We start from the raw sequence: 18,986 nt of genomic DNA on the forward strand, positions 1-18,986 counted from the left end.
AGCCGCGTGGATATCAGCCGTGGTTGAGCGCAAACACGTACAACGTGCCGCCGCGTGGAACCTTCTCCGCCGCCTTCGCCATCGGGCCGCCCCAGATCGGATTCGCGCCGCCGTAGCCCGCGAGAATGGCGACATACTCCTTGCCGTCGACCTCGAACACCGAAGGTTGAGCGACGATCCCGCTTGCCAGCTTCGGGCTCTGCCACAACACCTTGCCGGTCGTTTCATCGAATGCGTACAGGTGGCCGTCGAGCGAGCCGCTAAAGGCAAGACCACCGGCCGTGGTCGCTACGCCACCGTTCCACGGCAGCTTGCTCCAGTGGCTCCAGACTTTCTTGCCCGTGTCGACATTGATCGCCTGCAGTTCGCCATAACCCTTGCTGCCGGGTTCCGGTTTGATTTCGAAGCCCTCGCCGAGATACGGCAAGCCTTCCATGTAGTTCACCGATTTGCCTGACAGCGACATGCATGCGTGCAAAGCCGGAACGACCGCGATGTGCTTGTCCGGGTCGTATGAAACCGACCACCAGTTTTTACCGCCGAGGAAGCTCGGGCAGGTTTCGATCGTCGTGCCGGCCTTCGGGTACTTCGACGCATCCTGAATCGGCACGCCATCCGCCGTATAGCCGGTCACCGAAGTCGCCGTCACGAACGGCTTTGCATAGATCAGTTTGCCGGTGCCACGGTCGATTGCGTGGAAGAAGCCGTTGCGGTCCGCGTGAATGATGGCGTCGTACTCCTTGTCCTCATACTTGATCGTCGCGAGCACCGGCGTATTCACGCCGTCGTAGTCCCATGTGTCATGTTTCGTGTACTGGTAGTGCCATTTGAGATCGCCGGTTTTCGGATCGAGTGCGAGTAGCGAATCCGAGTAGAGGTTGTCACCCGGACGCAGATCGGCAAGCCACGGGCCAGGGTTGCCCACGCCCCAGTAAAGGGTCTTCGATGCGGCGTCGTAAGTGCCCGTCAGCCAGGCCGGCGCGCCGCCGTGTTCCTGCATGCCGTTCGGCCACGTATCTCCGCCTTTCTCGCCGGCCGCGGGCACCGTAAAGCGCTTCCATAGCACATTGCCGTCGTCTGGATTCAATGCCGCTATAAAGCCGCGCGCGCCGTATTCGCCGCCTGCGCTACCCACCACCAGTGCGCCGTCGAGCGCGAGCGGCGCCAGCGAGAACGCATAGCCGACGCCCGGCTCGAACATCTGCTTACGCCAGGCGAGCGCGCCCGTCTGCGCGTCGAGCGCGACGACGTCGCCACTCAGCATCGCGACGTAGACATTCTTACCGTACAGTGCCACACCGCGATTGATCACGTCGCAACATGCCGTCTTGAACGATTCCGCACCTAGCTTGGGTTCGAACTTCCACAACTGCTTGCCGGTTGACGCGTCGAATGCATAGACGTTGTCCTTCGGCGTGGTCACGAAGAGGTAACGTCCGTTGACGATCGGCGTGGCTTCGAAACCCTGCTGCAGATCAGCGGGAAACTTGTAGCTCCAGACCTGTTTGAGGTTCTTCACGTTCGCGGTGTCGATCTGCTTGAGCGGCGAATGCGCCTGGCCGTTGTACGTGCGGTAGTACGTGAGCCAGCCGGGGTCGCTCTGCGCAGCGGTCAAACGCTCATAGGTGACGGCTGGGTAGTCGTCGGCGGCTGCGGCCGATCCGAGTACCAGACTGACGGCAACGGCCACGCTCATTGCAAGCGCCGTGGGCCGCGTCGCCGAAGCTAAACGTGCTTTCATTCTTGTCTCCTGTTGAGTTGTCGACGCGCGGCCGTGCGGCGGCGCCTTCGTCTAGTGAACGCAGCCTGGCTGCGGGGCCATTCAAGGCAAGTCGCGTGCCATTGGCGGCAACGCCGCCTCGGGCCACGATGGTCGATGACCGTGCGATGCGATCGCGCGAAGGAGCGGCCCTTGACGCGTGACAGCGGTGTTGCACCGTGACGCATTCGAGCGCTCATGTGTTGCTAAAAATGACAGTTGCCCGGCCGATGAAGCAAACGGCGCGCGTATGAACCGCGCACGTCTCCATGCATTTCGCACGCTCGGGGCCAATGGCACGCTTCTCGCTGAATGCTCCGCAGGATGGAGAGCCGCCGCCGACGCGCACACGTCACATCACGTCACGTCAAAGCAGGGTTTCCCAGTCACCATTCAGACAATCATTGGAGGGGTCACACATGAATCACGCAGACATGCAGTTTCTCGATGTCGAATTTCCGTATGCGCGGCAATACAGCAATTTCATAGGCGGCGAGTGGGTTCCTCCAGTACGCGGCGAATACTTCGACAACGTGTCGCCGATCACCGGCGAACCCTTCACTTCGATTCCGCGTTCAACAGAAGAAGATATCGAACTCGCTCTGGATGCGGCTCACCGCGCCCGCAAAGCCTGGGCCGATACCGCGCCTGCTCTGCGCGCGAATATTCTGAACCGGATTGCGGACCGCATGGAGCAGAACCTCTCGCGCATCGCGTTTGCCGAATCGATCGACAACGGCAAGCCGATCCGCGAAACACTCGCCGCTGACGTTCCACTCGCGATCGACCACTTCCGCTATTTCGCCGGTTGCATTCGCGCGCAGGAGGGAACGCTCTCCGAGATCGACGCGGATACCGTGGCCTATCACTTTCATGAACCACTTGGTGTGGTTGGCCAGATCATTCCGTGGAACTTCCCGATCCTGATGGCGGTGTGGAAAGTCGCGCCGGCGTTGGCTGCGGGAAACTGCATCGTGCTCAAGCCTGCCGAGCAAACACCGGCGTCGATCCTCGTGCTGATCGAACTGATTCAGGATTTGCTGCCGCCGGGTGTGCTGAATGTGGTCAATGGCTTCGGCCTCGAAGCCGGCAAGCCGCTCGCGTCGAGCAAGCGTATCGCCAAGATCGCATTTACCGGCGAAACCACGACCGGGCGCCTGATCATGCAGTACGCAAGCCAGAACATCATTCCCGTCACGCTCGAACTCGGAGGCAAGAGCCCGAACATTTTCTTCGCCGACGTGGTCGATCAGGACGATGGCTACTTCGACAAGGCACTCGAAGGCTTCGCGATGTTTGCGCTGAATCAGGGCGAGGTGTGTACCTGTCCGTCGCGCGTATTGATCGATGAAAAGATTTATGACCGCTTCATGGAACGCGCACTAAAGCGCGTCGCGGCGATTGCGCAAGGACATCCACTCGACCCCAGAACGATGATCGGCGCACAGGCTTCGCAGGAACAACTCGAAAAAATCCTCTCATATGTGGATCTCGGCAAACAGGAAGGCGCCGAATGTCTGATTGGTGGCGAACGCAGTACGCTTGGCGGTGAGTTGAGCAAAGGCTATTACGTGAAGCCGACCGTATTTCGCGGCAACAACAAGATGCGCATCTTCCAGGAAGAGATCTTCGGACCGGTCGTCTCCGTCACGACATTCAGGAACGAAGAAGAGGCACTCGAAATCGCCAACGATACGCTCTACGGCCTCGGTGCCGGCGTATGGACGCGCGACGGTACGCGCGCATATCGCTTCGGCCGGCAGATTCAGGCAGGCCGCGTGTGGACCAATTGCTATCACGCCTATCCGGCACATGCGGCGTTCGGCGGATACAAGCAGTCTGGCATTGGCCGCGAGAATCACAAGATGATGCTCGACCATTATCAGCAGACCAAGAACCTGCTCGTCAGCTATAGCGAACAGCCATTGGGCTTTTTCTAACGCATGAAGATCTGGAGCGGTGTGAGATCCGCTCCAGATCGGTGACCATTGATTGTCCGTTCGCATATCGAGTCTCACTGCCTCAACAGCCCCTTCATTTCAACAATACTTGAAATATAAAAACGAATGGGTTAATGTTCAGGCATGGACTCAAACCTCGTTGTACGCGCCCTGAGCGCGCTCGCCCACGAGTCGCGCCTTGCGATCTTCCGCCTGCTAGTCGTGGCTGGCCCCGATGGCATGGCTGCCGGTGAAATCGCCCAGAACCTTGGGCTTTCCCCTTCCAGCCTCTCGTTCCATCTGAAAGATCTTTCACATGCAGATCTGGTGAAGCCGCGGCAAGAGGGGCGTTTCATCTTCTACACCGCGAACTTCGACGCCATGACAGGCGTGATCGGCTTCCTCACGGAGAACTGCTGCGCCGGCGCGGCCTGTGCCGCGAGCGATCTCCCAAACTGTTGCGGAGATAAACCATGAAACGCATGCACATCCATGTGTCGGTTGAGAATCTGGGCGAAAGCATCCGGTTCTATCGCGCGATGTTCGGCAACGCGGAGCCCACCGTCATCAAAAGCGACTACTGCAAGTGGGAGCTGACAAACCCGGCCGTCAACTTTGCGATTTCACAACGCGAGGCGAAGCCGGGCGTGGACCACCTCGGCATTCAGGTCGAAACCGACGCGGAACTGGTCGAAATGAATGCGCGCTTTACCGCTGCCGAACTGCCGGTGCAGGCCCAGACGGGCACGACGTGCTGCTATGCACGGTCGGACAAGGCGTGGACGACAGATCCGCAAGGCGTTGCATGGGAAACGTTCAGAACCCTTGAAGCCGCGCCGGTCTACGGCCACTCGCGCGAGCAATCACAACCCTCTGCCGCATGCTGCGTGCCGGTCGACACTACCGTTAAGCTCGGGAGCCGCCCGTGAACCTGTCGCTGCATGTGCTTGATCGCAATGCGATTCAGCGCGAAATACACGCAATCGGTGAGAAACGCGCAGAGGGATCAAATGAGCAGCACTGATACAGCGAACGGCGCCACGCCAGGCGCGATCGGGTTTTTCGAGCGTTACCTGACGGTGTGGGTTGTCCTCTGCATCGTCGGCGGCATTCTGGCCGGACAGCTGCTTCCCCAGCTCTTCCAGGCAATCGGCCGCATGGAAGTGGCGCACGTCAATCTTCCGGTCGGGGTGCTGATCTGGGTGATGATCATCCCGATGCTGGTCAAGATCGACTTTTCGGCGATGACCCAGGTCAGGAGCCAATGGCGCGGCATCGGCGTCACGCTGTTCGTGAACTGGTTCGTCAAACCGTTCTCGATGGCGTTGCTAGGCTGGATCTTCATCCGTCACGTGTTTGCGCGGTGGCTTCCCGCCGACCAGCTCGACAGCTACATCGCCGGCCTGATCCTGCTGGCCGCCGCCCCCTGCACGGCAATGGTGTTTGTGTGGTCGCAACTCTGCAAGGGCGATCCCTACTTCACGCTATCGCAAGTGGCGCTCAACGACTCCATCATGATCGTGGCCTTCGCACCGCTCGTCGCGCTCCTGCTCGGTCTGTCGGCCATCACGGTGCCGTGGGCCACGCTGATCATTTCGGTTGGGCTGTACATCGTCATTCCCGTCATTCTTGCCCAGTTGTTACGTCGGCATCTGCTCGCCAAGGGCGACGCACATTTCCGCCAGACGGTCGCACGGCTGGGTCCGTATTCGATCAGCGCACTGCTCGCGACACTCGTACTGCTGTTTGCTTTTCAGGGCCAGGCGATTGTCGAAGAGCCGCTTGTTATCGCCATGCTCGCGGTGCCAATCCTGATACAGGTGTTTTTCAATTCGGGCCTTGCCTACCTGCTGAATCGCAAGCTCGGCGTCGCCCACTGTGTCGCGGGGCCGTCCAGTCTGATCGGTGCCAGCAACTTCTTCGAGCTGGCGGTCGCCACGGCAATCAGTCTGTTCGGGTTCCATTCCGGGGCAGCTCTCGCCACGGTGGTCGGTGTGCTGATCGAAGTGCCGGTGATGCTGTTTGTCGTTGGCGTTGTCAACCGCTCGCAGCACTGGTACGAAGCCAAACACAGCACCAAGGAGCAACCGCTATGAGCGTTACGATCTATCACAACCCCGAGTGCGGCACGTCGCGCAACACGCTGGCAATGATCCGCAACGCGGGCATCGAACCTGAAATCATCGAGTATCTGAAGACCCCGCCCGACCGGGAAACACTGATAGGCCTGATCTCTCGCGCCGGCCTGACGGTACGCGCTGTGCTGCGCGAAAAGGGCACGCCTTACGCCGAGCTTGGGCTGAACGATACGTCCTTGAGCGATGGGGCGTTGCTCGATGCGATGATGGAACATCCGATCCTCATTAACCGCCCGTTTGTCGTCACGCCGCTTGGCGTGCGCCTGTGCCGGCCTTCCGAGGTCGTGCTCGACATACTCCCTACCGGGCAGAAGGGTTCATTCAGCAAAGAGGACGGCGAGCAGGTAGTCGATAGCAAAGGACGGAGGCTTCTCTGATGACGCAGGACATGCCGAACGTCAGCGCTGCGCACCTCGAGACACCTGATCTGCAGAAACTCGAACCGCGCGCGGTTTCGCAACACGCGCCGCGAATCCTCCTGCTGTTTGGCTCGTTGCGCGCCACCTCATACAGCCGGCTTCTCACGCTCGAAGCCGAACGCATCCTTCGCCATTTCGGCGCACAAACACGGGTATTCGATCCGCACGGCCTGCCGCTGGTGGATAGCGTGCCTGCCGACCATCCGAAGGTGGTCGAACTGCGCGAGCTCTCGGCATGGTCCGAAGGGCAAGTATGGTGCAGCCCCGAACGTCACGGAACCCTGACGGCGGTATTCAAGAACCAGATCGACTGGCTGCCGCTCGAAAGCGGCGGCGTTCGCCCGACGCAGGGCCGCACGCTCGCGGTGATGCAGGTGTGCGGCGGATCGCAATCGTTCAACGCGGTGAACGCGCTGCGCATTCTCGGCCGGTGGATGCGTATGGTGACCATCCCGAATCAGTCTTCGGTGGCGAAGGCCTGGCAGGAGTTCGACGCACACGGGCGCATGAAACCATCGGCTTACTACGATCGTGTCGTCGACGTGATGGAGGAGCTATACAAGTTCACGTTGCTGGTGCGTGACCGCTCGGACTACCTGACCGATCGCTACAGTGAGCGCAAGGAAGCGCACCCGGCGCTAGCAACGACACTGGCGGCCGCCGCCATGAACCAGAACGCGGTGACCGTCAATGCAGACACTGACGACAGCGAAACGGAGTGACGGACACGGCGGTCGCGGCACTGTCGCAACATGGGCGCTCGCGGTTGCGCAGCTCGTCTCCTGGGGCTCGATCTATTACGCGTTTTCGCTGTTCGTCGTTCCGATGGAAGGAACGATGGGATGGAGCCGGACCGCGACCAACGCGGCCCTCTCTGTTGGCCTTCTGATTTCCGGGCTGGCGGCTTATCCGGTCGGAACCTGGATCGATCACGGTCATGGCCGGCGCGTCATGGTATGCGGGACCGTGTTGGCCGCGGCAATGCTGGCGCTGTGGTCTCAGGCGCATAGCCTCGTGACGCTGTTCATCGTCTGGATCGGCCTCGGTCCCGCGATGGCCGCGACGCTCTACGATCCGGTTTTCGCGGTGATCACGCGAGACTATCCAGGCAGCTTTCGCACAAAGATCACGTTGATCACGCTGGTGGCGGGTTTCGCCAGCACCGTCTTTATCCCGCTAACTCAGATTCTCGTCGACTGGCTCCAATGGCGAGGTGCGCTCCTCGCGCTCGCCGGGTTCAATCTGGCGATCTGCGTACCTATCCATGTCTTCGCGATTGGTCGCGATGCGCCGCGTAGAGACGATCTGGATTACAAAACCGCGCTGAAGGCGACCCATGCGGAAGCAACCAGGCGCGCGCTACGGACGCCGACGTTCTGGGCACTTGCCGTGTGCTTCACGGCCTACTACGCGACATTTGCGGCGCTAACCTTCCACCTGGTACCGCTCATGGCGGAACGGCGGGTGTCGCCGGCGCTGATCCTGACGACGATGGCCGTGATCGGGCCGGCGCAGGTATTCGCGCGCGTGCTGTGGTTCACGCTCGGCCGCAATCTTCGTCCGTCGATTGTCGGCGTGGTGATTACAACGGCGTTTCCGGCGTCGGTTCCCGTTCTCATGTGTGCGGGCACGTCGCCGGCAATGTTGATCCTGTTCGCCGTCGTCTATGGCGGCGCAAACGGCATGATGACGATCCTGCGCGGGACGATCGTGCAGGACGTGATGTGGACCGAGGGTTATGGAGCCGTGAGCGGAATGCTTTCGATGCCGTCAAACATTGCCAAAGGCATCGCGCCGATTTCGGCTGCGGCGATCTGGACGGCAGGCAACAACTATGTCCCTGTCGAATGGACCGTGCTGGCGGTGTCGCTCGTTTCGGCTGTTGCGTTTATCCTCGCCATTCGCCTTGCTTCCGGGAAGACGCTCGGCGAGCATCAAGTCAATTTCGAGTGAGCATGCAGCCATGCAAATAAGAAAAGCAGAAGCCGCCGACCTGGGCGAGATCCGGAAGCTCCTGGACGCGAATGGTTTACCGGTAGAGGATGTTTCGAGCGGACTCATCGAAGGATTCCTGGTTGCCGAAGATGCAAACGGAACGATTGTCGGTAGCGGTGGACTCGAGCAACTCGGTTCAAGCGTGCTCTTGCGATCGCTCGCCGTCACGTCGGAACTGCGCGGTAGAGGCATCGCGAGAGAACTGGTCGCGCGACTCGAAGCTAGCGCGCGCTCACTCCGCCAACACGAAGTCTGGTTGCTGACAACGACTGCGGAACATATGTTTGAACGAGCCGGCTATGAGCATGTACATCGCGACGAGGTGCCAGACGAAATGCGGTCTTGCAGGCAGTTCGCGGTTCTGTGTCCGTCGTCGGCCACTTGCATGAGAAAGCGGCTCCTGCCGGCATGTTCCCCATCCACAGCCCGACCAATATCAACCTGATTTCCGCCGCCGGAATCCGATAGTTGGACAATTCCAACAACTCGTTTCATTTGTCGTTCTCGTGCTGCTGGAAGAGCGGGTGACGCAAGCTACACATCTCGCCGCTCACGACGAACTCACAGGTCTGCCGAACCGCCGCCTCTATGCGGAACGCTTCGACCAGGCCGTCGCCCGAGCTTCCCGCGACGGCTCTGGATTCGGCTTTCTGGTGATTGACCTGAACCGCTTCAAGCTGGTGAACGACACGCTAGGTCATCAGGCCGGGGACAACGTGTTGAAGGCGGTCAGCGAACGGTTCCGTAGCGTCTTGCGCGGCATTGATACGCTTGCGCGCACCGGTGGGGACGAGTTCACCGTGATCCTGGACGGTGTCAGTAACCTGCCTGATGCCGAGGCCGTGGGCGATGCGCTGCGCAAATCGCTCGACGCTCCGATCATGCTCGCGGACGGCCCGTACCATGCCAGCGCGAGCATCGGTGCGTCAGTCTATCCCGACGACGGATTGACCCAGATTCAGTTACATGCCGTTGCGGACGAACGCATGTACACCGGCAAAGAACAATATCGCATCGTGTCGGCGCGCTATGGACAGGCGATTGACCATTCAAGCCGTGCTTAGTGTCACGGCGGATTCCGGATCGATCACCTGACACGCCTGACATGATTGCCATGCGACAATCAGATTCGCTAGCCACCAGTCCAAAGGGTGAACGGTATGGAACACGCACACGTACAGCTTACGACTCCGGTCCTCGCCGACGAGTCAGCACTGTGGTTCTCCGCGTACGGCTTCGGGTGGGGATACTGCGGCTACGAGCTTAAATCTGACGTGGTTTGCCAATACCTCGGGGCCGCAAACGACAGCCCCAAGCAATTGTTGCTCGCTTTCCAGCTTGGCAAACCAAGACTTTCGGCAGCGGCGGAGCGCAAGGCGGTTCCGTCCACCGGTGAGCGGGTCGAGCTTACTGGCGAGGATCTCGGAGGCATCGGCGGATAGGGGCTCGCGTTCGGCCTAAGTCCCCCTTCGACTCGATGCAAGCGCCCTGGTGGCTTCCAAACTGGAAGGGGCAATAGTTAGCTCAGGCGATGACCTTCTGCTCCCCCGCAGCCTGCTCGCGCATGCGACGGGCTTCGTCGCGCAGGAACTCCTGGTAATCGTCCAGATCGCCGTCGAAGGGCTCGACGCCACCCTTGGTGACGAGCCAGAACTCGTCACATACCGCGCGCAGGAGGGACCGGTCGTGACTGACCAGCAGCACTGTGCCCTCGAATTCATTGAGTGCCATGCCTAGCGCTTCGCGAGTGGCCAGGTCGAGGTGGTTGGTCGGCTCGTCGAGCAGCAGGAGGTTGGGGCGCTGCCACACGATCATGCACAACACGAGCCGCGCCTTTTCGCCGCCGCTCATCGTGCCGACTGCCTGATGGACCATGTCGCCACTGAAACTGAAGGTGCCGAGGAAGGTGCGAAGCGATTGTTCGGTGCCACTCTGGCCGGGCGCACGCATGTGCGCCGGCGTGTCCCTGGCAAGGCGGATCATGTGTTCCAGCGGCGTGTCGAGAGGACGCAGCACGTCGAGTTCCTGCTGCGCGAAGTAGCCGATGTTCAGGCCTTTGCCTTCGCTGATTTCGCCGGTAATCGGCGCCAGCTCGTGCGCCACTGTTTTCACCAAAGTGGACTTGCCCTGGCCGTTGGCACCGAGAATGCCGATGCGCTGCCCGGCCAGCACGGACCGGTTGATGCCCCGCACGATGACCGTCGGCGGCGTGCCCGGCGGCGCGTCGGTCGGCGCCGGGTAGCCGAAGCTCGCGTCCAGCATCGACAACAGCGGGTTCGGGACATTGAGCGGCTCCTTGAACTCGAAGGTGAACTCCGCGTCGGCAAGCACTGGTGCGATCTTCTCCATGCGTTCGAGCGCCTTGACCCGGCTCTGCGCCTGCTTCGCCTTCGAGGCCTTGGCCTTGAAACGGTCGATGAATTTCTGCAGGTGGGCGATCTTGTCCGCTTGCCTTGCCATCGCGGCTTGTTGCAACACCAGTTGCTCAGCGCGCATCTCTTCGAACTTGCTGTAGTTGCCGCCGTAACGCACGAGTTTGGCGTTGTCGACGTGTACCGTCACCTGCGTTACCGCGTCGAGAAATTCGCGGTCGTGGCTGATCACTACCAAGGTTCCTTGATAGCGCTTAAGCCACGCTTCCAGCCAGACCAGCGCGTCGAGGTCGAGGTGATTGGTCGGCTCGTCGAGCAACAGCAAGTCGGATGGGCACATGAGCGCGCGCGCCAGCTGCAGTCGCATGCGCCAGCCGCCGGAGAAACTGTTGACCGGCTGGCTAAGCTGCGCTGCACTGAAGCCAAGGCCCAGGATCAGCGCCTGGGCACGCGCGGGGGCATCATGCGCACCGGCGTCATGCAGGGCCATGTAGGCGTGCGCCATGCGCATGCCGTCGTCGCTGGCCTCAGCGGCGGCTACTTCCGCCTGCGCGGCCAGCAGTACGGTGTCACCCTCGATGACGAAGTCGGTCGCACTCTGCTCGGTCTCCGGCATCTCCTGCGCGACCTGGCCCATCTTCCATGCAGCGGGAATCGAGAACTCGCCGCCGTCTTCGTGCAGCGTGCCGTTGAGAAGGCCGAAGAAGGACGATTTGCCGGCGCCATTGCGGCCGACAAGGCCAATCTTTTCGCCGGGGGTGAAGGTGACGGAGGCGCGGTCGAGTACGACATTGACGCCACGGCGCAGCGTGACATTACGGATGGAAATCATAAGGGGCTACTTCGGAGAAGATAGGCATGATAGCCGACCGGACGTACAGAGCTGCCTCTTTTCTGGCCGCGCGGGTGAAGAATGGCTTTCGCTTTGCGGGGCCGCAGGCCAGGAAGCGAGGCGGGCACTGGCGCACCGGGCGTTCCCGTGCGGGGTCGGCGAACAGACGGCGAGTGACGGTTCCTGGCCGGTAGCATCAGCTCAGCGAGCGCTTTCTGGAGCGGACGTTGGACTGATCAGCGGCGGTTTTGCGGTTGGCGGGGGGAATGCGTGCTCCCGGCCAGTTTGAGACATTCGACACTGCCACCCAACTCGTCGACAAAACGCCCCCGCGCGCGCAGGCAACTGGCGAGCAGCATGATGCAATTCTTCCGGAATCTAATTAGACGGACGTCTGTGAGTTAGCGGCTGCCTCCCATGCTGGCCCACGCTAACCTGTCTGCTCGCATTTTGATGTATTCCGGATCTGAGGACAACGCGGGAGAGAGTTGACTCCACGCTAGCCCCGAAGGCGGCCCAAGATAAAGGATCGCGTTGAACTGCTCCTGCATCGCGGGAGAGCGAATAGGATCGACATAAATCTCCACAACGACATCGTCGTGTTTGATAAACATGGCGTGCGGGTAATATGAGCGAAAGCTCGCCTCCCCGAGCGGGGTGCGGCTAATGTGCACCAGGCTGGGAGTCGGCCAGGAGTTGACGTCGGGCTGCAAGGTCGCCAGATCAACAAACACTGGAACCCAAACAGAATAGACTTCGACGCCTTGCCTTTCCAGCAACGAAACGATGCTGTTCGGCAGCGGATTGAATCGTTGTTCCGCTCTCTCTTGGTTCGTCGCTTGCCAGTACAGGTCTTTACGCAATAAATGCATGCCACCGTAGACGACCAAGGCGCGGCGCTGCTTGGCCAGCACTTCACGTTGGATGATTTCCACTGCACAGCTGTTGCGGTCGCCAACGGCTCTCGAAGCTTCATCGAACTCCTCGGCGTTTTTGATTCTCGACCAATCTATCGGCGGATCGCCCAACAAGACACGAATCTGACGGTCTTTAGGGAGCGAGGCATTCACATCGCGCACCTCACGAAAAAGCCCCTCAAAGACTGGACGATCCCACACATCGTGGGGTTGCGTAGTGTTTTGCCAAGCTTGGCGGAGTTGATTTTCCGGTACGTCTTCACCCCCAACGAACCGGTCCATCATTTCCTGATAAAGGGAATTGCCGCTTTCAACTACGATATCGTTCACGATGTTGGCAAATCTAGGGTCGCGGATCAGTGAAACCCGAAAGGCATAAGCCTGTTCACATCCGTGGCCCCCGTCGCAAATCGCGACGACATTGTTGGATTTGAAAGCTTCGAGAATACCGGTGATCGGATCAATCGGACTTGCAGCTATAGTCATCGTATTGGCTCCATCTATCCAGGCGACAAGCTTTACGACTCCTTGACCATCAGGCATCGATGACCGCCTGACAGGCGGCAGAGTTCTGCGTGATGCATTTGGGTGGATGTCTGGGTCCAACCAATGCGACCTTCCCATGTGGTTCGACATGAGCTGGATGCCTTAAGCAGAAGTCAGCCCGAACAAGCTCGCGCGATCTCAACCGCCAGCGCATTCCTCGATACAACTCCTGTCGATGAGGATGGGCCGCCTGGTTTAATCGGCTATCGGCTCTTCGTCCTCCATCGTATCGGCGAAATCAGCATTCTCGACCCGAGTCAAAACAAACTCGGCGACCGAGTTCCAGTGCCTCAATGCGGTCACTCGCCCGTCTTCCATCACGAACTCGAATGTCCTTTGGGGCCATTTCGGGTTGCGAAACTGAAGATCTTTGAACGGAGTTAAAACTTCCGCGGGAGCCTCTGGAAAGTGCAGCATGAGCTGGTTGTCGCGCCGCAGCTTGATCGAACACTTGGCGCCGAAAGCAGCCTGGTACGTGCCAGTAAGCTGCCTGAGCACACTCGGCGAAGGCGCGTCCGGAATCCGGACGAACACGGCATCCGTCGCGTCGAGCCACAAACTCACGCGGTCGATATCGCCGAGTGGACTGGTCAGAAACGACATGGACCACGCGCCTTCTGCCTCGTCATCGTCGGTATCGAACCGGTCATAGTGGTAATGATGCAATGGCAGCTTCGTTTGACGGAAGCGAAACTGAAGCTCGGAATCCTTGAGCGAGATATACAGTTGCCCGTAAGCAGGATGCTCGTAGCGACCGGCGTAGCCTGCGAGGTCGTGTGAGGGTCGTGTGTCTGGAATGGCGCTTGGCTTTACCCGTTCGCGCGACTCACGCATGTTCTGCTTTGCTTTCGAATGGAACTCGCGCAATGCGTCCATCGAACTCGACTCGCCCAGTCCAAGCAGGCGATCATAGACGTTATAGCCGACGGCATTTCGCAGCATTGAGCAGTGGTCGCCGATCACAAACACGACTACGCCCAATTTCTCGCGCGGCAAATACGAGACCTGCGAATGGAAGGCGCGGAGATCGCCGCCATGACTCGCAAGCAGATGTCCCCGATACGAAGAAGTTTGCCGGCCCATCCCATAGATTGAATTGATCTCCGGCTGAAAACCAAGGACGTCGCCCAACGGGTCCGGAAATGCGAGCCCCGGCGCCAAAGTAGCCCGAAGTATCTGCTCCGGAAGCACCCTCTTTCCAGCCATCACCCCGTTGTGCATCAACATGGCCAGCCAGCGACTCATATCATCGAGGCTGGAGACGATGCTCCCCGCTGGACTCGACCAGTTCAGCTCTGGATATGGTGTCTGCCAGAGCGCCTCACTATCGCGCCTCTCCGTGAACGGTACCGCGTGATTCGGATGAGCCAACATGTCGGCAATGGTGAAAGCAGTCTGGGGCATACCCACAGGAGTCAAAACCTCGTCGCGGATGAATTGATCCCACGACTTGCCGCTTAGCAACTCGATAATGTGGCCCACAGCCTCGTACATCATGTTGTTGTAGATAAGCTTCGACCGGAACGGAGCGACAGGCTTCATGAATCGGATCCGGTCGAATAGTTCCTTTTTTGAGAACTCGGCTCTATGCAGGATCATGTCGTACCGGGGCACGCCGGTACGATGGCCGAGCATATCGCGTAGTGTCACCGCGGCATCAAGCGACTTGTCGTAAAAGCGCAAACTCGGGACAACGTCGCGAATCGGCTGGTCGAAGGTCAGCGCGCCCTTCTCGACTAGAATGCCGGCCGCAATGGCTGTAAATAATTTGGTGTTCGACGCGATAGGAAACAAAGTCGAAGATAAAAACGGCAGTCTGTTTGCATAGTCACGGTAACCATAGCCTCTCGTGAAGATGACTTCTTCGTCTTTTACAATACTGACACCTATGCCGAGCGCATTCCATTCATGCACCTGCGCATTTATGTAATCGTCGAAATCACCCAGATCGCTTAGCATCTACCGTCCTTAGATTCGAAGGCCAATTGTCGAGAGAGGTTACTCTCATGTTCCTTTACGAGCGCGGAGTAAGTAGCAAAATCCGTCGCGCTAGCTTGCGCTACTCAAGCAGCCTTTTGAAGGCACTCATCCTGCCTTGAGGGGTATGGCTTTTGACGTGAGGCCGTGAAGACTGGAGCAAGTCAAAACCTGCAAGAAATTCTACAGTGAACAATAAAAGAGCATTCGGATTGGTGAGGGCTTACAACACACCTCCACTCCCGAACGAGCGGCCGTTATGGAGAAAGCTGAACGACCGTTGCGGGTCGTGCCCAGTCCACTGCGATTCCCGCGAAATCCGGGAAACTCATGCTTTTTGAATAAAGCAGAGCTCGGCCAACCGGACCTTGATCCGGCGCTGCCGAATCGGCGACAATCCAGGCCCGCATCCGTTTATCAGATGGAGCCTCATGAGTGTCATTCAGATACGCCGCGTGATCCGCGTCGACGCCGCCGAGTTGATCGCCGCGAACTTGGCAAGTCAGGACTACCATTTGCCTTGGGTCACATCATTTACCGATCAAACGGGATTCGATAACTGGTTTGCGCGTGGACTCACCGGACCGAACGTCAGTCTCGTTGCGCGTGACGTAGCAACGAATAGAATCGTCGGCGTAGTAAATATTAGCGAGATAGTCGCAGGCGCTTTCCAGAGTGCATATCTCGGGTATTACGGGATGGTGAACTTCGCCCGGTCCGGGTTGATGACCGAGGCACTGCGGGCGGCTGTTGGCTATGCCTTCAGCGAACTTGGATTGCATCGGCTGGAGGCAAACATTCAACCAGGAAATACAGCATCGATTGCACTTGTGCGTCGGTTGGGTTTTAGACAGGAAGGCCTTTCGCCAAGCTATCTCCGCATAAATGGCAAATGGCGAGACCACGAGCGATGGGCGTTGCTGGCCGATATGGCGGGTTAAACACAGCCACCACTCAAAAAAATGATGTGCTCACGCAGAAATTGTTTTTGTGTCAATATTGACAGCATGGAACTTCGTAACGTCCCGAGCAAGGCTCACCACCATCATCACGGTCGCTGTCCGTTGCGCCGTGGTTCGTTACGTCCATAGCAAGGAATTCGACCTCACGGTCCATTCCATGTGCAAACGACCAAGGCGCTTAAGGCGCCTTTTTTTATCGCTCCACCATCAAGAGCTGAAGATGACCGACTCGATAAGCTATCGCCGCGCAACTATCGACGACATTTTAAAAATTTGCGAGCTGGGTCAAATCTTGAACGCGATTCACCACTTGGCACGCCCCGATATCTATGCCGATGCCACAACTGTGATGGCTCGGGACAAACCGCACTGGCTCTCCAGCCTTCAGGAAGAAGATCGAGCTACGTTTCTTGCCGAGCTTGGTAGCAAGGCGATCGGCTTTATCACCGTTCAGGTGGTGCAGCCGATAAGCCCGTTATTGCAGCCGATGGCCGTTGGCCGCATCGGCTCGGTCGCTGTTTCCGAACAACTGCGGGGATGCGGAATCGGCAGCACACTAATGAAACTCGCAGAAGAGTGGGCGCGGAAACGCGGTGCCACCGACGTCAGGCTGGCCGTTTGGGCCTTTAACGAACAGGCGGTCGATTTGTACCGGGAGCTTGGCTACGAAATTCGTGCATTCGAGATGGGAAAGCGAATTCAGGCTGCTGCGGATATGGCCGCCGATGGACAGGATGAGGCATCCCGTGCATGAGCACTATTTGAGTTGAACGCGACATCGATGCGACATAGTAGGTCCGTACGCGGGATCAACGAGCCGAGCCGTTGTCGGGGCGGCGACCGTTCGCTATCGATAGAGTTGACGGTTCCTTCCGGGCCGAAAGTACGCATTCGCCGATATCACAGCAGCCGTTCACGATTGCCGCTCTCGAAGACCGCAGTGCTGGAGTGAGCGGGTACGCCGACATCAACATGCGATTGTCGGCTCAGGCCGACGAAGCCCCAGTCACCGGGGCAGACGGCTGTCAGCTGCCAGAGCGGAACTAACGCCCGAACGTCCATGTGCGAATGAGACCCCGATTAGAAGCCCTCGGCTAGCCACACCGCATCCCACACCCACCTCCTATCCCACCTCAACACGATTACGGCCCAACTTCTTCGCCCTGTAGAGCGCCCTATCCGCGCGTTTCATCAACGCATCTACGTCGCGCTCGCCTTCCGCGCGCGTGACCACGCCGATGCTAACGGTAAACGGAATCGGCTTCAGATGCCACGCATGCTCGAAATCCTGCTGTTCAATACGCTGGCGCAGTTCCTCCGCGAACCTACGCACAAGATCGGCATCTGCGCCGGGCAGTGCCGCGACAAACTCCTCGCCTCCCCAGCGGGCGAACAGATTGGATTCGTGCGTAATCGACATACCGACCTTTGCGAGCACACGCAGAACCTCGTCGCCGATATCATGGCCATAGCTGTCGTTGATCTTCTTGAAGAAATCAATGTCCAGAATGAACACGGACAGAACATCGTCGGTGCCGAGTACTTTATCGACGAATTCCAGAAACTCGCGGCGATTCGGCAGGCCTGTCAGCGCGTCGGTCACGGCCTGCTTCTTCAGCAACGCCATCTGCCGGGCGCGATCGGTAATGTCGCGGACAACCGCCGTGAACTCGGTCACACCGTCTACGTCGATTTTAGAAATCGCGATTTCAACCGGAATGATCGAACCGTCGCGATGCTGCCCATACACACTGTTGCTCTCGTCCATGCGCGGCGCCGTCGACTGCCGCAGGCTCGTCAGCGGTGAGTCCGCGAACTGCCGCACGTGCCGAGAATGATGTGCGCGAAACTTTTCCGGCAACAGGGTTTCGATCGGCCGCCCCAGCACTTCGGCCGACGTATAGCCGAACAGATTCTCTGCCGCGCGATTGAACAGTGTGATGTTGTGCTGCTGATCGATGGCGACAATCGCGTCGTAAGCCGAGTCGACCACCGCGCGATAACGCGACGCGTTGACTTCCCGTTCGTGCGTCAGATGCATCTTCGGCGCAATGTCGAAGCCCGTCACGAGAATTTCGACCACGTTCGCGCCGCCGTTCGCGTGCCTGATCGGTTTGAGCGAGAGGCGCCACGACTGAGTGTCTTTACGGAAGTCGTAAGCCTGCTCCAACTCCTGCGCTCCTTCGGACGCAAAGCACTGCTGGAGTTTCTCGCGGAACTCAAGCCGCACGTGGTCCGGAATTAGCGTATCGAACGGGATGGGAAATGCCTGATTATCCGCACGCTCTCCGCCCGTCATTTGCAAGAAGTGGTTATTGCAAGCGGTGACGACAAGTTCGCCACGCTCATCGCGCCCGACGATGGCGACGCTGATCGCAATGCCGTCCACGAACTCGCGCGCTTTGCTGGGCCAATCGGACATAGTCTCACCTTACGAGAGCGTTATACCGTATCTATTCGAGTATCCTGGCCACAATTGTTGCATAACCAGTCTTACTGTATTTAGAGGCCCGAGGCTATTTTGTCTCTATGGTCGAGTCGGATAGGTGGATAGTCCGGGCCTATACGTCCGGAATCAGGAGGATAAAGACGCGCGGCACGGCCCAGATAAGGCTCTTTACTGAGTCAGCGGCCAACGGCGGTTCGTCATTTTATAGCCGCATTTGAGGTGCTCACCGGCTCAAGCCGCCGGCTGTGCCGGGGGGGTATTTTATTTTTGAAAGCCGGCATTGGATTTGCTGTGGCTCGAAAATGTCTTCTGTGCGGTAGACAGAGCCTAGTTCAATCTGCATAAGCGCGGCTCAGTCCGGCCAATCACCATCCGCTCGCACAAGACATTTGCAATCAGACTTTTTGCATGCAGTTTGCGACGACGGGTTCGACCGCCGTCTGCCCCGTAGGCCACAGGCGAGGTGCGGGTCGCCTGTGGCCACTCCCACCATCGCTGCCACGGCTGTCATCCGTCTCAGTTCAACTCGCGTACCAGTTCAGGAACCTGCGCAAACAGATCGCCCACCAGACCATAATCGGCGACGCTGAAAATCGGCGCTTCCGCGTCCTTGTTGATTGCGACGATCACTTTGCTGTCTTTCATGCCGGCCAGATGCTGGATCGCACCCGAGATGCCGA

The 18,986-nt window shown here is 59.0% G+C and carries 17 protein-coding genes and 1 pseudogene; 12 read left to right on the forward strand and 6 right to left on the reverse strand.

What is annotated here, in order from left to right:
* Positions 1-13: 13 nt before the first annotated feature.
* Positions 14-1,741 carry a methanol/ethanol family PQQ-dependent dehydrogenase gene (locus tag NE850_RS33275; protein ID WP_007178437.1) on the reverse strand — a complete coding sequence of 576 codons (1,728 nt, stop codon included), beginning with the start codon at positions 1,739-1,741 and terminating at the stop codon, positions 14-16.
* A gap of 437 nt (positions 1,742-2,178) precedes the next feature.
* Here NE850_RS33275 and adh point away from each other — a divergent pair, with 437 nt between their 5' ends.
* The 10 genes from adh (at position 2,179) to NE850_RS33325 (ending at position 9,693) form a co-directional block, all read left to right on the forward strand.
* The gene (gene adh, locus NE850_RS33280) at positions 2,179-3,699 is read left to right on the forward strand and encodes an aldehyde dehydrogenase (RefSeq protein WP_007178438.1); all 1,521 of its coding nucleotides are present in this window, start codon (positions 2,179-2,181) and stop codon (positions 3,697-3,699) included.
* A 144-nt stretch (positions 3,700-3,843) separates the two neighbouring features.
* Positions 3,844-4,176, forward strand: coding sequence for a helix-turn-helix transcriptional regulator (locus NE850_RS33285; RefSeq protein ID WP_007178439.1), 333 nt, complete (start codon positions 3,844-3,846; stop codon positions 4,174-4,176).
* Positions 4,173-4,628, forward strand: coding sequence for an ArsI/CadI family heavy metal resistance metalloenzyme (locus NE850_RS33290; RefSeq protein ID WP_007178440.1), 456 nt, complete (start codon positions 4,173-4,175; stop codon positions 4,626-4,628). The genes NE850_RS33285 and NE850_RS33290 overlap by 4 nt, the downstream gene beginning before the upstream one ends.
* 81 nt (positions 4,629-4,709) lie before the next feature.
* Positions 4,710-5,795 (forward strand): ACR3 family arsenite efflux transporter, encoded by a 1,086-nt coding sequence (gene arsB, locus NE850_RS33295; RefSeq protein WP_007178441.1) that lies wholly within the window; start codon positions 4,710-4,712, stop codon positions 5,793-5,795.
* The gene (gene arsC / locus NE850_RS33300) at positions 5,792-6,214 is read left to right on the forward strand and encodes an arsenate reductase (glutaredoxin) (protein WP_007178442.1); all 423 of its coding nucleotides are present in this window, start codon (positions 5,792-5,794) and stop codon (positions 6,212-6,214) included. The genes arsB and arsC overlap by 4 nt, the downstream gene beginning before the upstream one ends.
* Entirely contained in the window at positions 6,214-6,978 is a 765-nt protein-coding gene (gene arsH / locus NE850_RS33305; RefSeq protein WP_007178443.1) for an arsenical resistance protein ArsH, read from the forward strand. Before arsC ends, arsH begins: the two co-directional genes overlap by 1 nt.
* Complete coding sequence (locus NE850_RS33310) at positions 6,947-8,209, forward strand: MFS transporter (RefSeq protein ID WP_007178444.1); 1,263 nt, start codon at positions 6,947-6,949, stop codon at positions 8,207-8,209. The genes arsH and NE850_RS33310 overlap by 32 nt, the downstream gene beginning before the upstream one ends.
* Before the next feature lie 10 nt (positions 8,210-8,219).
* Positions 8,220-8,696: an arsenic resistance N-acetyltransferase ArsN2 gene (arsN2, locus tag NE850_RS33315; protein ID WP_007178445.1), complete on the forward strand. Its 477-nt coding sequence runs from the start codon at positions 8,220-8,222 to the stop codon at positions 8,694-8,696.
* A 61-nt stretch (positions 8,697-8,757) separates the two neighbouring features.
* Complete coding sequence (locus tag NE850_RS33320) at positions 8,758-9,315, forward strand: GGDEF domain-containing protein (protein WP_007178446.1); 558 nt, start codon at positions 8,758-8,760, stop codon at positions 9,313-9,315.
* A 96-nt stretch (positions 9,316-9,411) separates the two neighbouring features.
* The gene (locus tag NE850_RS33325; protein ID WP_007178447.1) at positions 9,412-9,693 is read left to right on the forward strand and encodes a hypothetical protein; all 282 of its coding nucleotides are present in this window, start codon (positions 9,412-9,414) and stop codon (positions 9,691-9,693) included.
* 82 nt (positions 9,694-9,775) lie between these two features.
* On the opposite strand, the gene NE850_RS33330 is transcribed toward NE850_RS33325, so the two are convergent.
* From NE850_RS33330 to NE850_RS33340, 3 genes are all read right to left on the reverse strand, one after another.
* Positions 9,776-11,455, reverse strand: coding sequence for an ABC-F family ATP-binding cassette domain-containing protein (locus NE850_RS33330; protein ID WP_165189459.1), 1,680 nt, complete (start codon positions 11,453-11,455; stop codon positions 9,776-9,778).
* A 401-nt stretch (positions 11,456-11,856) separates the two neighbouring features.
* Positions 11,857-12,858 (reverse strand): hypothetical protein, encoded by a 1,002-nt coding sequence (locus tag NE850_RS33335; RefSeq protein ID WP_007178449.1) that lies wholly within the window; start codon positions 12,856-12,858, stop codon positions 11,857-11,859.
* Positions 12,859-13,113: 255 nt separating this feature from the next.
* Complete coding sequence (locus tag NE850_RS33340) at positions 13,114-14,877, reverse strand: serine hydrolase (protein WP_007178450.1); 1,764 nt, start codon at positions 14,875-14,877, stop codon at positions 13,114-13,116.
* A 449-nt stretch (positions 14,878-15,326) separates the two neighbouring features.
* Between NE850_RS33340 and NE850_RS33345 the strand changes: the two genes are divergently transcribed.
* Together NE850_RS33345 and NE850_RS33350 are read left to right on the forward strand one after the other, a co-directional pair.
* Entirely contained in the window at positions 15,327-15,836 is a 510-nt protein-coding gene (locus tag NE850_RS33345) for a GNAT family N-acetyltransferase (protein ID WP_007178451.1), read from the forward strand.
* Positions 15,837-16,077: 241 nt separating this feature from the next.
* Complete coding sequence (locus NE850_RS33350) at positions 16,078-16,611, forward strand: GNAT family N-acetyltransferase (RefSeq protein ID WP_310699909.1); 534 nt, start codon at positions 16,078-16,080, stop codon at positions 16,609-16,611.
* Positions 16,612-16,980: 369 nt separating this feature from the next.
* Here NE850_RS33350 and NE850_RS33355 read toward each other — a convergent pair whose 3' ends face one another.
* Positions 16,981-18,279 (reverse strand): sensor domain-containing diguanylate cyclase, encoded by a 1,299-nt coding sequence (locus NE850_RS33355; RefSeq protein WP_007178453.1) that lies wholly within the window; start codon positions 18,277-18,279, stop codon positions 16,981-16,983.
* A 543-nt stretch (positions 18,280-18,822) separates the two neighbouring features.
* Positions 18,823-18,986, reverse strand: a pseudogene (locus NE850_RS33360) (electron transfer flavoprotein subunit alpha/FixB family protein); the annotation flags it as partial.

The sequence above is a fragment of the Paraburkholderia sp. USG1 genome (assembly GCF_031570135.1).
GTDB classification, from domain to species: domain Bacteria; phylum Pseudomonadota; class Gammaproteobacteria; order Burkholderiales; family Burkholderiaceae; genus Paraburkholderia; species Paraburkholderia dioscoreae.

What these genes read in the sequence shown, in the direction of transcription:
- NE850_RS33275 (WP_007178437.1), bottom strand. Translation starts at nt 1,741, where the DNA reads ATGAAAGCACGTTTAGCTTCGGCGACGCGGCCCACGGCGCTTGCAATG.
- adh (WP_007178438.1), top strand. Translation starts at nt 2,179, where the DNA reads ATGAATCACGCAGACATGCAGTTTCTCGATGTCGAATTTCCGTATGCG.
- NE850_RS33285 (WP_007178439.1), top strand. Translation starts at nt 3,844, where the DNA reads ATGGACTCAAACCTCGTTGTACGCGCCCTGAGCGCGCTCGCCCACGAG.
- NE850_RS33290 (WP_007178440.1), top strand. Translation starts at nt 4,173, where the DNA reads ATGAAACGCATGCACATCCATGTGTCGGTTGAGAATCTGGGCGAAAGC.
- arsB (WP_007178441.1), top strand. Translation starts at nt 4,710, where the DNA reads ATGAGCAGCACTGATACAGCGAACGGCGCCACGCCAGGCGCGATCGGG.
- arsC (WP_007178442.1), top strand. Translation starts at nt 5,792, where the DNA reads ATGAGCGTTACGATCTATCACAACCCCGAGTGCGGCACGTCGCGCAAC.
- arsH (WP_007178443.1), top strand. Translation starts at nt 6,214, where the DNA reads ATGACGCAGGACATGCCGAACGTCAGCGCTGCGCACCTCGAGACACCT.
- NE850_RS33310 (WP_007178444.1), top strand. Translation starts at nt 6,947, where the DNA reads ATGCAGACACTGACGACAGCGAAACGGAGTGACGGACACGGCGGTCGC.
- arsN2 (WP_007178445.1), top strand. Translation starts at nt 8,220, where the DNA reads ATGCAAATAAGAAAAGCAGAAGCCGCCGACCTGGGCGAGATCCGGAAG.
- NE850_RS33325 (WP_007178447.1), top strand. Translation starts at nt 9,412, where the DNA reads ATGGAACACGCACACGTACAGCTTACGACTCCGGTCCTCGCCGACGAG.
- NE850_RS33330 (WP_165189459.1), bottom strand. Translation starts at nt 11,455, where the DNA reads ATGATTTCCATCCGTAATGTCACGCTGCGCCGTGGCGTCAATGTCGTA.
- NE850_RS33335 (WP_007178449.1), bottom strand. Translation starts at nt 12,858, where the DNA reads ATGACTATAGCTGCAAGTCCGATTGATCCGATCACCGGTATTCTCGAA.
- NE850_RS33340 (WP_007178450.1), bottom strand. Translation starts at nt 14,877, where the DNA reads ATGCTAAGCGATCTGGGTGATTTCGACGATTACATAAATGCGCAGGTG.
- NE850_RS33345 (WP_007178451.1), top strand. Translation starts at nt 15,327, where the DNA reads ATGAGTGTCATTCAGATACGCCGCGTGATCCGCGTCGACGCCGCCGAG.
- NE850_RS33350 (WP_310699909.1), top strand. Translation starts at nt 16,078, where the DNA reads ATGACCGACTCGATAAGCTATCGCCGCGCAACTATCGACGACATTTTA.
- NE850_RS33355 (WP_007178453.1), bottom strand. Translation starts at nt 18,279, where the DNA reads ATGTCCGATTGGCCCAGCAAAGCGCGCGAGTTCGTGGACGGCATTGCG.